The sequence below is a fragment of the Desulfosporosinus sp. I2 genome (genome assembly GCF_000960765.1).
In the GTDB taxonomy this organism is placed as follows: Bacteria; Bacillota; Desulfitobacteriia; order Desulfitobacteriales; family Desulfitobacteriaceae; genus Desulfosporosinus.
This window is the reverse complement of the sequence record NZ_JYNH01000040.1, coordinates 1-14,170: the sequence shown is the minus strand read 5'-3', so window position 1 is coordinate 14,170 and position 14,170 is coordinate 1. Positions and strand designations below refer to the sequence as shown.

Below are 14,170 nucleotides of genomic sequence, written 5' to 3'. Positions count from 1 at the left end.
TTGAGGATGAAAAAATACCTATTTCATGTTAAACTATAGGGAATACCATGTGTTAGTTATATTCTAAGAAAAAAAGTCTGGTGAATGGAGGGTCTTCATTCGGTGGGTGATCTTGGAGAGAGATTGAGCCATTACCATCAACAAGGATTTTGCTCTTTCCATACTCCTGGCCATAAAGGTCGACAGGAGTTTTTTAATGGCCTAGATTTTCAAGGGTTTGACCTAACTGAACTTCCAGGTCTTGACATGCTTCATTCACCAAGCGGGATTATTGCAAAGGCTCAAAGGCGGACAGCAGAGATTTTCGGAGCTGAGGAAACCTTTTTTCTAATTAATGGGGGAACAGTTGGAAATCAAGCGATGTTTTTAGCCTTGGAAGACACTGCAGAAAAAAAAGTCGCCGTGGAAAGAAGCTCTCATCGTTCCGTTATGTCCGGACTAGTGTTAAGTGGTTTAAAACCTGACTATTTGTTACCGATCGTTCATCCGGATTTTAATCTTCCTTTAGGGCTTGAGGTGAAGAAGCAACAGATTTCATGGCAAGGGTTATCTGCCTGTCATGTCACCTATCCCAGTTATTACGGAACAGGCTTTGATTTAAGTCAGTTGCTAGATGAAAGAACGCGTTTGGGATCGGAGACACCTATGCTAGTAGATCAAGCGCATGGCTCGCATTACCTTGGCTCGTTATTTCCAGCGAGTGCATTAAAGGTTGGAGCAGACCTTGTCTTACATAGTTCTCATAAGACCTTAAGCGCCTTGACTCAGTCCGCCATGCTACATGTTCAAGGGGGGAGGATCTCCCGTACTCGCTTAAGGCAAAGTTTAGAGTTGCTACAATCCTCAAGCCCGAGTTATTTATTGCTTGCCTCGCTAGAGCGGGCTGGAGAATTCGCTTTAGATATTCGGCGGTGGGAGTGCCTACGAGAAGCAGTCGATGAACTTCATAGGAAGGTAAGCATGAGTTTTCGCGTTCTCTCTGAAGAAGATGTCGGGACTTATGGCATTCATTCTTTGGATTGGTCAAAAATCCTTATTAATACTTTGCCACTAGGTATTCCAGCCCCGCGCTGTGTGGAATACCTCAGAGAGAACTTTGGAATTGAACCGGAGTTATGGGATTCTGAAAACATCCTATTTATGTTAGGGATTGGAAATACACCTGAGGATATCCGAAGGCTTACGAAGGGGTTAGAAAGTTTTATCCATTTCGCTCCTTCAATTGCTCAAAACAGCTTAAAACGAGAAACAAGCTTGGAACCTAAAGTTCTTCCTTTACCTCGTCCGATTCTTTCCCCACGGGAGGCTTTTTTCGCCCGTAAATGTCAAGTCCCCCTTAGAGAGAGCTTGGGTCATATTGTAGGGGAAACGATCTCACCTTATCCACCAGGAATACCAGTGGTCGTTATGGGCGAACAAATGACCCAAGAAGTTTTGGAACGGTTAATGACTGCGGGAGAGGGACGTTGGCAAGGGTGGGACGGTTTTAAAAATCAAACTATCTGGATTGTCGAGGAGGATTAAAGGATGAAGAGGGTGATCCCAATTGTCCCGGGCAAGGGTGTTGATACCACGCTATGAAACGACAACTAGAACATTTAGAGAAGGCAGCCCGTGAAAGGCGCTTAGCGCATCTCTTATTGTTTCATGGAGAAAGTTTGCTCTATCAACGGGAGGTGGCTCTCCGCTTAGCGCAAATATTGAACTGCAGTCAGCCAATTCCTGAGGGGCCGTGTCAAGTATGTTCCTCTTGTCGTAAAATTTTGAATGGAAATCATCCAGATATTTTATGGCTAAAACCGCTAAAGACAACCATCGGGATTGAGCAGGTCCTTAAGTGGCAAGAAAAAGTATATCTTAAGCATTACGAGGGGATTTATAAAGTATCTATTATTGAACATGCCGAGGCTTTGACGATTCCGGCGGCCAATTCTCTGTTGAAGGTTATCGAGGAACCACCGGAGCGAACCGTTATTATATTAAGTGCTGATAACGCTGAAGGGGTTTTGCCTACAATCCACAGTCGAGCACAGCTCGTTTATTTTCCCAATCTTTCTGAACAGGCTTGGTTAGAGGGAGTGGAAGAAGATAAGCGTCATGAGGCAATTCAAGCCTTTCAGCTCAGTGGAGAAAATCAGAATCTGGCAACTGATATTTTAAAACACGGAGTGCAGACCCTGCAAGAATGGCTAGGGAAGTTTAGGACCGCTATCCAAGAACGAAATTTTCTAAAACTCTTTGCTCTTTTCCCGATCGATAAGAATCAAGCGAACCTTTATCTGCAGGTCATGGCTGTACAAGCCCAAGAAGGAATTAAAAAGGGCACGACCCGACCTTATGAGCTTTTGGCGATTGGGAATGCAGTTGATGTACTAAGACAACAAGTAAATCCGAGGTTAGTAATTGAAGTGTTAGCTTTAGAATTATTTCAACAAGGGGGGGATTTCTGTGATTGAGATTGTGGGCGTTCGATTTAAACACGCCGGGAAAATTTATTATTTCTCCCCGGGAGACCTTGAACTGGCTGCATTTGATAATGTGATCGTTGAGACAGCAAGGGGTATTGAATTTGGGGAATTGGTAATCCCCTCTCGTCAGGTTCCCGATCAGGAGGTAGTTTTACCGTTGAAACAAGTTATGCGTAAGGCAACGGCTGCGGATGAACATTTTGTTGAACAAAACAAAGCAAAAGAAAGAGAAGCCTTTCAAATCTGCTTAAAGAAGATTTCTGAACATCATTTGCCAATGAAATTGGTGGATGTTGAATACACGTTTGATGGGAATAAGATCATTTTTTCCTTTACGGCAGAGGGACGGGTTGATTTCAGGGAATTGGTGAAGGACTTAGCAGCAATTTTCAGGACACGCATTGAGCTCCGTCAAATCGGGGTACGCGATGAAGCCAAAATGCTTGGGGGAGTTGGGTCTTGTGGCCGGATTCTTTGCTGTACCTCCTTTTTGGGAGATTTTGAACCAGTCTCGATACGGATGGCGAAAGACCAAAAGCTCTCTCTTAATCCAACTAAAATCTCTGGGATTTGTGGTCGTCTTATGTGCTGTCTTAAGTATGAAAATGGCTGTTATAGATCTGATGATAAAGAGCATTGTTCACGACATAATGCCCAAGAGGTAGACAAAAGCATGGAAGTCATCGATGATGAACAGAATCCTCGCGCGGACACCGCTTTCTCTTCCAAACCTGACGGGAGACAGCAACGCAATAGGAAAGGGGAAAGGCCAAAAGGAAAGAGTGAGAAAGTATGAGTCAATTGACCCAGGCCTTGACAGAAGTCGAAGAGAAATTGCGTTCTCTTCTTGAAGAAGTTAATCGTTTAAAACCTTATGTTCAAGCGATAGAGGACGAAAATATTAAGTTGAAGCGGGAATGGACTCTTCCGGAAAAAGAAACTGAACGAGTTATTGCCAATGCTGAACACATCCAAGGAGTGGCCCATGATAATCTTGTCCGCCTGTACCAAGAAGGTTTCCACGTTTGCCATCTCCATTTTGGGCAATTGTTAGAAGGGGATTGCCTATTTTGTATGGGCTTTTTAAGGAAAGATTAACGAGGAATTGGGATACTTGGAAAACGAGGAGTCGAAGGAATTGTTGGCTAAGGGTACATTATATGTATGCGCAACACCCATTGGAAATTTGGGAGATATCACCTTAAGGGTTTTGGATACGTTGCGGGAAGTGGATTTGATTGCTGCTGAGGATACTCGTCATTCACGAAAGCTTTTACAGCATTATCAGATTACTACCCACATGATTAGTTATCACGAACACAATGAAAAGAAGAAATCTCTAGAATTAGTAGAGAAACTTAAAAGCGGTTTAACCATTGCACTTATATCTGATGCAGGCTTACCAGGAATTTCTGACCCTGGAAATGAAGTCATTCGGCTTTGTTTTGATGAGGCTATTCCAGTTGACGTTTTGCCTGGCCCCAATGCCGCCCTTACAGCCTTGGTCTTATCTGGAATGCCTGCCGAACATTTTTCATTTCACGGATTTCTACCTATTACAACAGGGGCCAGGAAACGCAGTCTGGAACCACTGGCAAATCTTCCCCAAACCCAGATATTTTATGAAGCTCCTCATCGCTTGGTGGCGACGCTACAAGGGATGGCAGAATATTTTGGGGAACGTGAGGCAGCGGTAGTACGAGAACTAACCAAGTTACATCAGCAAGTGCACAGAGGAACCGTTTTAGAGCTCATAAAAGAGTTTGGACAAACTACTCCACGTGGAGAGTGTTGCATCATCTTAGCCCCGTATGTTCCGGTAAAACTATTAGGAAGCCCAAAAGAATGGTGCTCAGAGGTCCAGGAGAGGATTGACCAAGGGTTAAGTAAAATGGATGCTATGAAAGACGTAGCCAAACGCCATGGAGTAAAAAAACAACAAATCTATCAAGCTCTCCTCGACGCGCAGGCCAAGGATGGCCAAGTGTCCCCGTAGCCAAGGATGGCGAGAGGGGACCGCAGGCCATGGACGGCCAAGTGTCCCTGTAGCCATGGACGGCGAGAAGGGACCGCAGGCCATGGACGGCCAAGTGTCCCTGTAGCCATGGACGGCGAGAAGGGACCGCAGGCCATGACTCGAACAAGGATGTTCGAGGTTAGAGCGACGCCATGGATGGCTAGGCGCCGTGACGGCCAAGTGTCCCCGTAGCCAAGACTCGAACAAGGATGTACGAGATTAGAGCATCGATAAGGATGGCAAGATGCCGTGACTAGTATAAAAAAGAAGGCCTCTGTAGGCCTTCCCATTGAATTTAATTATGCACATTTCTAGTTGGATGCTAGCTAAGTATTGATACAACCACTAAACAGCCTTTGAATTTGATTCGACAGTACTAGCTAAATTTTCGCTCATTGCGACTGCACATTCGCGGCAGACATTCTTGCCGAGGAACATTTGGTTGTTACTGGCATTACCACAAAATACACAAGCAGGCTCATACTTTTTAAGAATGATTTTTTCTTGGTCTACATAGATTTCCAGAGCGTCCTTCTCGTCAATACCTAAAGTGCGTCTAAGCTCTATGGGTAAAACAATACGACCCAGTTCATCTACTTTTCTTACGATTCCCGTTGATTTCATCATTATTCCCTCACTCCCCTTACAACAACATTCGACAGAAAACTACAGACTTATGATACCAATCGTTCCATATAAAGTCAACCACTTTTTTTGAAAGATTTCCTGATAATAATTTTCCAGCTATATAACCTTAGTTTGCTCATACAAAATCTTAATAGTGGATATACTTGACAAATATGAACTGTTCTATAAATAAAAATGATAAGGAGAGGTAACGGTGAAATATTATATAACAACTCCTATTTTTTATCCTAATTCGAGTCCTCATATTGGTACCGCTTATACCACGGTCGCTGCGGATGCACTGGCCCGTTATCATAGATTGATTGGGGATCAAGTTTATTTTTTAACGGGTACGGACGAAAATGCTCAGAAAATAGTTCGTACTGCTGAAGCACATCAGATGGACCCTAAGGTTTATGTCGATGGTGTCGTAGAACGTTTTAAAGAATTATGGAGTGCCTTGGATATTTCGAATGATGACTTTATTCGAACGACTGAGCAACGTCATCAAATAGTTGTGCAAAAGATTTTTACCAAACTATTTGAAAAAGGGGACATCTACAAGTCGGAGTATTCTGGGTGGTATTGTACTCCTTGTGAAACGTTTTGGATGGAAAACAAACTAATTGATCAAAAATGTCCTAATGCAGATTGCGGTCGAGACGTGGAATTACTAAAGGAAGAAAGCTACTTTTTTCGTCTTTCAAAGTATCAGGAGGCCTTGCATCAATATATTGAAGATCATCCAGAATTTATTCAACCGGTTTCCCGTCGCAATGAGATGTTACGGTTTATTGAAGGTGGTTTAGAAGATCTTTGTGTTTCGCGTACCACCTTTCAATGGGGTATTAAAGTTCCTTTTGATCCAAAACACGTTGTATATGTTTGGCTGGATGCTCTAATCAATTATATTTCTGCGCTTGGCTATCCTGATGGAGAGAATTATCAAAAGTTCTGGCCTGCAGATGTCCACATTATGGGGAAAGATATAGTGCGTTTTCACGCTGTGATTTGGCCGATTATTCTTATGGCTTTAGACATCCCCTTACCAAAAGTAATTTATGGCCATGGTTGGTATTTAACCAAAGATGGTGGGAAAATATCTAAATCTCGCGGGAATGTCCAAGATTCTTTTGAACTGATTCAGAGATATGGTTCAGATGCTATCCGTTATTTTTTATTGCGAGAAATGCAAGTAGGAACAGATGGTACGTATTCCGAGGATAACGTGGTAGAACGTCTAAACAGCGATTTGGCCAATGATTTTGGTAATTTCATATCTCGGAGTTTGGCAATGGTTGTTAAGTTCAGGGAGGGGATTATACCAAAGCCAGGACAAGATGGAGACTTGGAGCGGGAATTAAAAGCATTGAGTCAAGAGGTAAAAAAATCTGTTGAAGAGAGCCTCAATCGATGTGATCCAGCTAGTGCGCTTGAACACATTTGGCGGTTTGTAGCACGGTGCAACAAGTATGTTGATGAGACAGCCCCCTGGGCGCTCGCCAAACAACAGGATCAGCAGGGGCGCTTAGATACGGTGCTTTATACTTTTGTGGAATCGATACGAATCCTGGCAGTCTTGACGGCCCCGTTTATGCCGGGCCTACCATCCAAGGTTTGTAGGCTTCTAGGGTATGACGAGGGTCTCATCCATTGGAATGAAGCAGATCAATGGGGTATCCTGAAGCATGGCACGCATGTCCAAAAGGGAGAACCACTTTTTCCGAGAATTGATATTTCGCAATATGCGACAGTAGGGGAGATAGAAACAGTGGACCAAGAGCATGCTCCAAAGGAAACGATAGAACCTATTCAGACCCCAGAATTTGAGCCGATAAAAGATGAAATTAGTATCGATGAATTTGCCAAGCTTGATTTACGGGTTGGAAAGGTTTTAAGTGCGGAAAAAGTGGAGAAGACGGATAAACTTTTAAAGTTGGAAATCGAAGTGGCTGGAGAGGTACGCACAGTGGTTTCCGGTATCGCCAAACACTATGTACCCGAAGATCTTATTAACCAATATGTTGTCTTAGTGGCTAATTTAAAACCCACCAAGTTAAGGGGAATCACATCTCAAGGTATGATATTAGCTGCTTCGCATGGGGAAATTTTGGAGGTTCTTACCGTGAAGAAGGATCTTCCCGGAGGAGCGAGGGTTAAATGATTTGGGATACTCACGCACACTTAGACGATCTCGTCTATAAGGAAGATTTTCTTGAAGTAGTAGAGCGTATGAAATCATCTGGTATTTCTCGGATGACGAATGTAGGCTATGATCTGCCTTCATCTGAGCGGTCTGTTAAATTGGCACAAGACTATGATTTTATTTACGCTGCAATTGGAGTACACCCTCACAATGCTGAAGAGGCTAACGATGACACTTGGGAAAGGCTTTTAGAGTTAGTAAAAAAGTCCAAGGTGTTGGCTTGGGGCGAGATCGGGTTGGACTATTATCGCGATCTGTCCCCACGGCTGATTCAAAAAGAGGTGTTTATCCAACAAATTAAATTGGCTAATGAGGTGGGCTTGCCTATTGTCATTCACAATCGTGATGCACATCAGGATGTTCTAGAGATAATTAAAACTACCCCCCTCAATACGGCGGAATATTTCATTGCTATTCGGGATCTTGGGAAATGGCAAAGGTTCTCTTGAACATGGGGTTCTATTTGTCGTTTGCCGGACCAGTAACCTATAAAAACGCTCGCCAAACGGTTGAGGTGGCAAAACAGGCTCCGTTAGACCGAATCCTAGTCGAGACCGATTCTCCTTATTTGACACCTGAACCTCGACGTGGAAAGCGCAATGAACCGACATATGTGGTGGAAATTGTGCATAAAATAGCCGAAATTAGAAACGTTTCTTTTGAAGATATTGCTGAGCAAACCATGCGTAATTCAAAAACCATTTTTAAGTCTAACTAAAAGAACTGTGACACAGTTCCTTTTTTTTGTTTACTTCATAGAGTTTATTAAGGAGGGATAAAATGTATTCGCTACCGATAACTACTTATTCCGATTATTGGCGAAGAACCAAGCAATGGAGTTCGTACTTAGGCGGCTTAGCTGTGTTTGCAGCGGGTACGCGTTACTCAACCTTTAAGGTCCCAGATATTCCTCAAATAATGCAAATGCATTCCCTGCAGGGTACAAGCGTGGCTAGTTTAAACATTCATGGGCAGGGCGTAAATTGGGGTCTAGCTAACAGAAGACCACTAGGTGAGAAACTGGTCAGTCGCGGAATCAGTAATCTTGGTCTAAATAATCAGGAATTCACCGATCAAGAAGGAGTTAAACAAAAAGCAAGTAGCAAGGATTCTTCGGACCAAGGTATTCCAAACGAAGGGGCCGAGCATAAAACGACAACAACAACTACTAATATTACAGTCTTGGAGAAAGGGATTCCCTTTGAAACCCAATATGTTGAGTCGGAAACACTTCTCCCTGGTATGAGTCAAACTCAAGAAAAAGGAGAAGTGGGGGTTTTGCGTCAGGTCATTAAAACCTTCGAAGTTGATGGACAACCCGTTGATCAGCAAGTCAAATCTAGCTACGAACTTAAAAGTCCAAAGAAGGAAATAATAATTCAAAACTCAAAACCAATTCCCCCCAAAAAAATAATTGTCCAAACTCCTAAGCCAGGGAATATTGAAAGTCAACCGATTGATTTAACCAATTTTAAGATAAGTAAAACATTCAACGTTGAGGCTACTGCTTATACGTATACTGGAAGTAACACTGCCACGGGAGTCCCACCGAGGGAAGGCCTGATTGCAGTTGATCCAAAAATCATTGCGATGGGGAGTAAGGTCTATGTTGAAGGGTATGGGTACGCTATTGCAGCAGATACAGGAGGAGCTATACTTGGAAATCGAATTGATGTGTTCTTTGGTACTCTGCGTCAGTGTATAGATTGGGGTCGAAAACCTGTGCGCATCCATATCCTAAACCCCATATAATGGAAATTTATTTTGACAACTGACTACTTATCCATTAAAATGAAGTTGTTATTAGCTTTTTGGAGGGATTCAATGTTTCAGTTTACTCGAACTCAGACTTTTGTCTTAGTTCGTACGTCTCGTATTGCCCAAATGGTCGTTGCCGGATTGGTAATTTTCTTGATTGCCACTGGAGCTCTTTTTTACAATATGAAAACTATTAATGTCACTATTAACGGAGAACCTGTTTATATTACTACAATCTTCGGGACCGTTGGCCAGGCGCTTTCCCATTCGAAAATAAAGTTTTATCCTGAAGATATCGTAATTCCTTCACGTGAAACAATGGTTACCAAAGGATTAGCCGTAGAAGTCACCAAAAGTTTACCAGTCCAGTTCTCGGTCAATGACCAAACGTTCTCGACACGAACAGCCGCTAAGACCGTAGGAGACGCTATCACCGAATTAGCTGGGAGATATGGTATTGAGGTTAAAGAGGTTGACGAAGTGAATGTTTCGCGTTTTGAAGAGGTTACAAGCCAGATGGAAATTAAAGTGCGTAAGGCAATCCCTATTATCGTAAATGCGGATGGCAAGAAATCGGAAACCTATATTGCACCACGGTCTGTAGCAGAGGCACTTGAGAAGCTAGGCATCACCCTAGGCGCTAAAGATAAGATATCATTAGCATTAGAGCACATGTTAGAACCAAATGACCAGTTGAATGTGGTGAGAGTTACTGAGAGAATTGAAACTGTCAAGAGTGAGATTCCCTATCAAACAGTTGCACAGGCAGCGGATTTTCCAGTTGGATTACCAGACAAACTGGTTAGTCGTGGTTCCAATGGAGCTCAAGAACAGACCGTTCGACTTACCCTAGAGGATGGCAAAGAGGTTGATCGAGAGATACTTGGTCAAAGAGTGGTCAGGGCCCCTATCAATCAAGTGGTTTCTCGCGGTGCGCAAACGTCTATTTCGCGGGGGGGGAGCACGATCTATTTTAAGCGAGCCTACGTTATGAAAGCTTCCGCCTACTGTTCACCTGGGGGGACCACCGCAACTGGGGTAGCGGTCAGCTCAGGGATTGTTGCTGTCGATCCCAAGGTTATCCCTTTGGGTCAAAAGGTATATGTTGAAGGGTATGGCTCTGCACATGCTCTAGATACTGGAGGGGCTATCCGGGGTAATCGTATTGACCTTTACATGAACTCGGATCAGGAAGCATTATCGTGGGGTGTACGTAATGTTTTGGTCTATGTCCAATAGATTGTTTTTAAAAAAGGTGGCTTCACGGAAGTGAAGTCACCTTTTTTATACGGTCCCTTCTCGCCGTCACGGCGCCTAGCCGTCCATGGCGGCGTTCTAATCTCGAACGTCCTGTTCAAGTCATGGCTACAGGGTCACTCGGCCATCACGGCGCCTTGCCATCCATGATCGCTCTAACCCTCGAACATCCTTGTTCGAGTCATGGCCAGCGCTTGGGGCTAGGTTCCCTGAAATACGAAAAAGTCTAACCTCATTTCTCGGCACATACTCTTTATTAGAACCATAAAGCAGAGGAGTGCTGGATGATGGTACGAGGGTCTCAACAAATGCTGGGTAAAAAGGCAGCTATAGTTCTTGTCCTAGGTGTAATGGGGATGTTAATCTTCTCTGTATTTTGGCAGGGTTCTACCGCTGTTGTTAGTCCGCTAGGGAAGGATTTTGTAGTGATCCTTGATCCTGGACATGGGGGGTATGATCCAGGGGCCATTTCGTCTAAGGGTGTTTACGAAAAAGCAATTAATCTTCAAGTTGCCAATATGGTTAAAGAAATGATTCGTCCAAGTGGGGTTAAGGTTTTTCTTACGCGGGAAGAGGATATGGATTTTGTTCCTGATGGAGTCAAGGGCAAAACGACTAAAAAGCAAATTGACCTGAATTACCGCATTGATATGGCAAGTAAGGAGAAAGCTGATATATTTGTCAGTTTGCATGTTAATGCTACGACAGCGGGTCGTAATTCAGGAGCGGAAACGTTTTATCATTACAAATCTGAATCTGGAAAAAGGTTAGCTGAATTAATACAACAAGAATTGATTAAAATATCAGGGATGAATCGTAGAATTGCAAAACCCGGTGATTTTTACGTCATTAAAAACACGAGTATGCCAGCGGTTATCGTGGAAGTTGGATATTTGTCAAGTGTGAAGGAACAAAAAAAATTGCAACAAACTTGGTATCAAGAGCAGTTAGCGCGTGCCATTTCAAAAGGAATTGCTAATTATTTTGAGCTTCCATAATTCACTTCTAAAGGATATATATTACGAAAATCATTTAGATACATAACCTTATTTGAAGCGGGGAAAATAAAGTCAGTCACCGAATCTAGATTAAGGAGTTGAAGCGCAGCATGAAACGGTTTCTGACATTTATGAGTAGTGCCTTAATTTTGGGCCTTACCTTGACAGGATGTACGAATGTACCACCTCCTAATCCTCCCCAAAACCAAAACCCGCAGCAAACAACACAAAATACAAAGCTTCCTGAGGCAGAGGCAGGAGCAACGCGGGAATCTGTATTAGGACCTGAAAAACGAGTAGTTATGGGATTTTATACTGACCCAGAAGGTCCAGTACCTGGTTCAAAAGAAACAATGCTTAAAAATGCTAAGCTATTGGATGAAGTAGCCTTTTTCTGGTACGCATTTGATGCAACAGGCAAGGTTAAGCCGAGCGGCAAAGTTGATTTAAGTATCAAAGAGGCAGCTCAAAAAAATGGATCCAAAGCCTATGCCTTGGTGCATAATATGAATTTAACAGGTACAGTCGGCTTTGATGCGAATTTGGCTCACAAGGTTCTATCTAATTCTGGGATTAGAGCAAATTTGGTGACAAACCTTGTCAACCTGACGACAAAAGATGGTTGGGATGGTATTTCAGTGGACATCGAAAAAGCACCACCTGGAGACCGCAACAATTTCTCCGCGTTTGTTAGTGAACTTGCTAAGGCCTTAAAGGCTAAAGACAAAGTCTTGAACATTTCAATTCCGGCAAAGTTTGTGGATTATCCTTCAGATCTATGGTCAGGAGCTTATGATTATGCCGCGATTGGTAAAGCAGCAGACCAAATTATTCTAATGACCTATGATGAACACGGACTGGGAACCACCCAAGGGCCTGTAGCCTCAGAAGGATGGGTGGATCGAGTGATCAAATTTGCAGTAGGGAAAATTCCTAAAGAAAAGATTGTAATGGGTCTCCCAGTTTATTCCTTCGATTGGGGAACAAACAAACCGACCATGCCAGATTATTTATCATATGCCCAAACGTTGGAACGGGCTAAGAAGCATGGCGTCGAAATTGTTACTGATCCCAATGCAAAGGTACCCCAATTTGTCTATACTGCAAATGGGATACGCCATGAAGTCTATTTTGAGAATATTGCTAGCTTAAGAGCCAAAATGGATAATGCGCTCAAATACAAATTACATGGAGTTGCGGTTTGGCGTTTAGGAATGGAGGATCCTGCGATTTGGGATCAGCTTATAAGAACGTACGGGACCAATAAAGAAACAAGGGAAAAGAAATAAACTGTTTAGCTCTTAAAATTGAGTAACCTATTAAAGGACGAAAGAATCATTCTTTCGTCCTTTAACTTTACGATCAGAAAACATAAGTTTCAGGTACAAAGGCGACCGCTAGTCAAGGATGGCCAAGTGTCCTTATAGCCAAGTTTTTATCCGACGATTTGAGTATTGGGACATTCTCGGTTAAGATAGGAGTTGAAAGCGGAGGAATCGAAGGATGATCAAAGAATTAATTGTGGTCGAAGGAAAAAATGATGCTCATGCAGTTCGTCAAGCCCTAGGGAAAGTTGATGTCCTCTGGACCGATGGATACGGGCTAACGAAGAAGAAGCTAGATTATATTGCGGAAATGGCAGATCGTCAGGGTGTAATTGTTTTTACAGATCCAGATACAGTGGGAGAGCAGATTCGCAATCGTATTAGGGCTTATGTCCCGAAGGCTAAACATACTTACTTAACAAGGAAAATTGCGACAAAAGATGGGGATATTGGCGTTGAAAATGCTGCATTACAAGAAATCCGACGCGCTTTTGCCCATATTCAACAAGAGCAAGAGATTCCCACTGACAGTGAGAAATTTACGATAGAGGATTTGTTTGTAACGGGTCTCGCGGGTACAGAAAATGCAAGCGAATATAGGGTTGCGATAGGGCGCAAGCTGGGGATCGGGGATACTAATGCGAAACAATTTCTTCATCGTCTAAACCGTTTTGGAATTTCACGTGAAGTTTTCCTACAAGCCGTAGAGGAGGTTCAGCATGGAAAACGCAGCTAACTATACACAACGACTCCTAAAAGGTGGAGCACGTGCCCATAAATCGATGGGCCAAGTTTTTTTAATGAGTGATGATGTGATTGAACGTATTGTCTCTGCCACTACTTTACAGCCGGATGTTCCGCTTGTAGAGATCGGGCCTGGTCTCGGGGTATTAACACGGGTCTTAGCTCCAAAAGTACCAAAGATGTGGGCAGTTGAGTTAGATAATCAAAAAATTGAAATTTTAAACAGGGAGTTAAAAGGGCTTCCCATAGAGATTGTTCATCAAGATGCTTTAAAGCTAAATCTGAAGGACTTATGGGGAGATCAATTAGGATATTTAGTAGGGAATCTGCCCTATTATATTACGAGTCCACTCATCATGCATTTTCTTGAGCAAGCTGATCGATTAAGCGGAATGACGATTATGATTCAGAAAGAAGTAGCTGATCGAATTGCAGCACCACCGGGAAGTAAAACCTATGGTATTTTGTCTATTGCGGTACAGATTTCTGCTAAGGTAACCAAAGTGACCGATGTCTTACCGAGTGCATTTCGGCCATCACCTAAGGTAACCTCGTCCGTGCTTAGGCTGGACCTGCGTCCCTACCCAGGATTTAACGTGAATAAGAATGATTTTTTTCGAGTAGTCAAAGCGGCCTTTAGTCAGCGGAGGAAAACTTTGAGTAATTCTCTGACGGGTGGTCTGGGGCTAAAAAAAGAAGATGTTATTGAACGTATGCAAGGCGTCGGGATCTCGGAAGGGCGGCGGGCAGAAACGTTAAGTATTGAGGAA

The 14,170-nt window shown here is 43.1% G+C and carries 14 protein-coding genes and 1 pseudogene; 13 read left to right on the top strand and 2 right to left on the bottom strand.

The features are described 5' to 3' along the window. Nucleotides 1-102 precede the first annotated feature (102 nt). Genes UF75_RS11160 through rsmI form a run of 5 tightly spaced genes read left to right on the top strand, consistent with a single transcriptional unit; the run spans nucleotide 103 to nucleotide 4,464 of the window. Complete coding sequence (locus tag UF75_RS11160; protein ID WP_197079376.1) at nucleotides 103-1,524, top strand: amino acid decarboxylase; 1,422 nt, start codon at nucleotides 103-105, stop codon at nucleotides 1,522-1,524. A gap of 53 nt (nucleotides 1,525-1,577) precedes the next feature. Next, nucleotides 1,578-2,456, top strand: a complete 879-nt coding sequence (locus UF75_RS11155) for a DNA polymerase III subunit (protein ID WP_045574683.1) — start codon at nucleotides 1,578-1,580, stop codon at nucleotides 2,454-2,456. Further along, nucleotides 2,449-3,264 carry a stage 0 sporulation family protein gene (locus UF75_RS11150; protein WP_045574682.1) on the top strand — a complete coding sequence of 272 codons (816 nt, stop codon included), beginning with the start codon at nucleotides 2,449-2,451 and terminating at the stop codon, nucleotides 3,262-3,264. Before UF75_RS11155 ends, UF75_RS11150 begins: the two co-directional genes overlap by 8 nt. Continuing rightward, a complete protein-coding gene (locus UF75_RS11145; protein WP_045574681.1) occupies nucleotides 3,261-3,566 on the top strand; it encodes an initiation control protein YabA in 306 nt (101 codons plus the stop codon). Before UF75_RS11150 ends, UF75_RS11145 begins: the two co-directional genes overlap by 4 nt. Nucleotides 3,567-3,606: 40 nt before the next feature. Then, entirely contained in the window at nucleotides 3,607-4,464 is an 858-nt protein-coding gene (gene rsmI / locus UF75_RS11140; protein WP_156146382.1) for a 16S rRNA (cytidine(1402)-2'-O)-methyltransferase, read from the top strand. Here rsmI and UF75_RS28205 read toward each other — a convergent pair. Further along, nucleotides 4,416-4,775 carry a hypothetical protein gene (locus UF75_RS28205; RefSeq protein WP_156146380.1) on the bottom strand — a complete coding sequence of 120 codons (360 nt, stop codon included), beginning with the start codon at nucleotides 4,773-4,775 and terminating at the stop codon, nucleotides 4,416-4,418. The genes rsmI and UF75_RS28205 overlap by 49 nt on opposite strands. 55 nt (nucleotides 4,776-4,830) lie before the next feature. After that, nucleotides 4,831-5,115 (bottom strand): AbrB/MazE/SpoVT family DNA-binding domain-containing protein, encoded by a 285-nt coding sequence (locus UF75_RS11135; RefSeq protein WP_282433794.1) that lies wholly within the window; start codon nucleotides 5,113-5,115, stop codon nucleotides 4,831-4,833. A gap of 211 nt (nucleotides 5,116-5,326) precedes the next feature. Here UF75_RS11135 and metG point away from each other — a divergent pair, with 211 nt between their 5' ends. The 8 genes and pseudogenes from metG to rsmA all read left to right on the top strand — a co-directional run. After that, nucleotides 5,327-7,276, top strand: a complete 1,950-nt coding sequence (metG, locus tag UF75_RS11130) for a methionine--tRNA ligase (protein WP_045574679.1) — start codon at nucleotides 5,327-5,329, stop codon at nucleotides 7,274-7,276. Continuing rightward, nucleotides 7,273-8,097, top strand: a pseudogene (locus UF75_RS11125) (TatD family hydrolase). Before metG ends, UF75_RS11125 begins: the two are co-directional and overlap by 4 nt. A gap of 1 nt (nucleotide 8,098) precedes the next feature. After that, nucleotides 8,099-9,070: a 3D domain-containing protein gene (locus UF75_RS11120; RefSeq protein ID WP_045574678.1), complete on the top strand. Its 972-nt coding sequence runs from the start codon at nucleotides 8,099-8,101 to the stop codon at nucleotides 9,068-9,070. A gap of 72 nt (nucleotides 9,071-9,142) precedes the next feature. Next, the gene (locus UF75_RS11115) at nucleotides 9,143-10,315 is read left to right on the top strand and encodes a 3D domain-containing protein (RefSeq protein WP_045574677.1); all 1,173 of its coding nucleotides are present in this window, start codon (nucleotides 9,143-9,145) and stop codon (nucleotides 10,313-10,315) included. 302 nt (nucleotides 10,316-10,617) lie between these two features. After that, nucleotides 10,618-11,331, top strand: a complete 714-nt coding sequence (locus UF75_RS11110) for an N-acetylmuramoyl-L-alanine amidase (RefSeq protein WP_156146378.1) — start codon at nucleotides 10,618-10,620, stop codon at nucleotides 11,329-11,331. A gap of 110 nt (nucleotides 11,332-11,441) precedes the next feature. Then, a complete protein-coding gene (locus tag UF75_RS11105) occupies nucleotides 11,442-12,620 on the top strand; it encodes a glycosyl hydrolase family 18 protein (protein ID WP_045574676.1) in 1,179 nt (392 codons plus the stop codon). A 214-nt stretch (nucleotides 12,621-12,834) separates the two neighbouring features. Beyond that, nucleotides 12,835-13,392 carry a ribonuclease M5 gene (rnmV, locus tag UF75_RS11100; RefSeq protein ID WP_045574675.1) on the top strand — a complete coding sequence of 186 codons (558 nt, stop codon included), beginning with the start codon at nucleotides 12,835-12,837 and terminating at the stop codon, nucleotides 13,390-13,392. Next, the coding region (rsmA, locus tag UF75_RS11095) for a 16S rRNA (adenine(1518)-N(6)/adenine(1519)-N(6))-dimethyltransferase RsmA (RefSeq protein WP_045574674.1) at nucleotides 13,376-14,170 on the top strand (795 nt) is incomplete at its 3' end. The genes rnmV and rsmA, both read left to right, overlap by 17 nt.

Bases quoted from the DNA above. Each gene is read 5' to 3' on its own strand.
- UF75_RS11155 (WP_045574683.1), top strand. From the start codon at position 1,578: ATGAAACGACAACTAGAACATTTAGAGAAGGCAGCCCGTGAAAGGCGC.
- UF75_RS11145 (WP_045574681.1), top strand. From the start codon at position 3,261: ATGAGTCAATTGACCCAGGCCTTGACAGAAGTCGAAGAGAAATTGCGT.
- UF75_RS28205 (WP_156146380.1), bottom strand. From the start codon at position 4,775: ATGGGAAGGCCTACAGAGGCCTTCTTTTTTATACTAGTCACGGCATCT.
- UF75_RS11120 (WP_045574678.1), top strand. From the start codon at position 8,099: ATGTATTCGCTACCGATAACTACTTATTCCGATTATTGGCGAAGAACC.
- UF75_RS11115 (WP_045574677.1), top strand. From the start codon at position 9,143: ATGTTTCAGTTTACTCGAACTCAGACTTTTGTCTTAGTTCGTACGTCT.
- UF75_RS11110 (WP_156146378.1), top strand. From the start codon at position 10,618: ATGATGGTACGAGGGTCTCAACAAATGCTGGGTAAAAAGGCAGCTATA.
- UF75_RS11105 (WP_045574676.1), top strand. From the start codon at position 11,442: ATGAAACGGTTTCTGACATTTATGAGTAGTGCCTTAATTTTGGGCCTT.
- rnmV (WP_045574675.1), top strand. From the start codon at position 12,835: ATGATCAAAGAATTAATTGTGGTCGAAGGAAAAAATGATGCTCATGCA.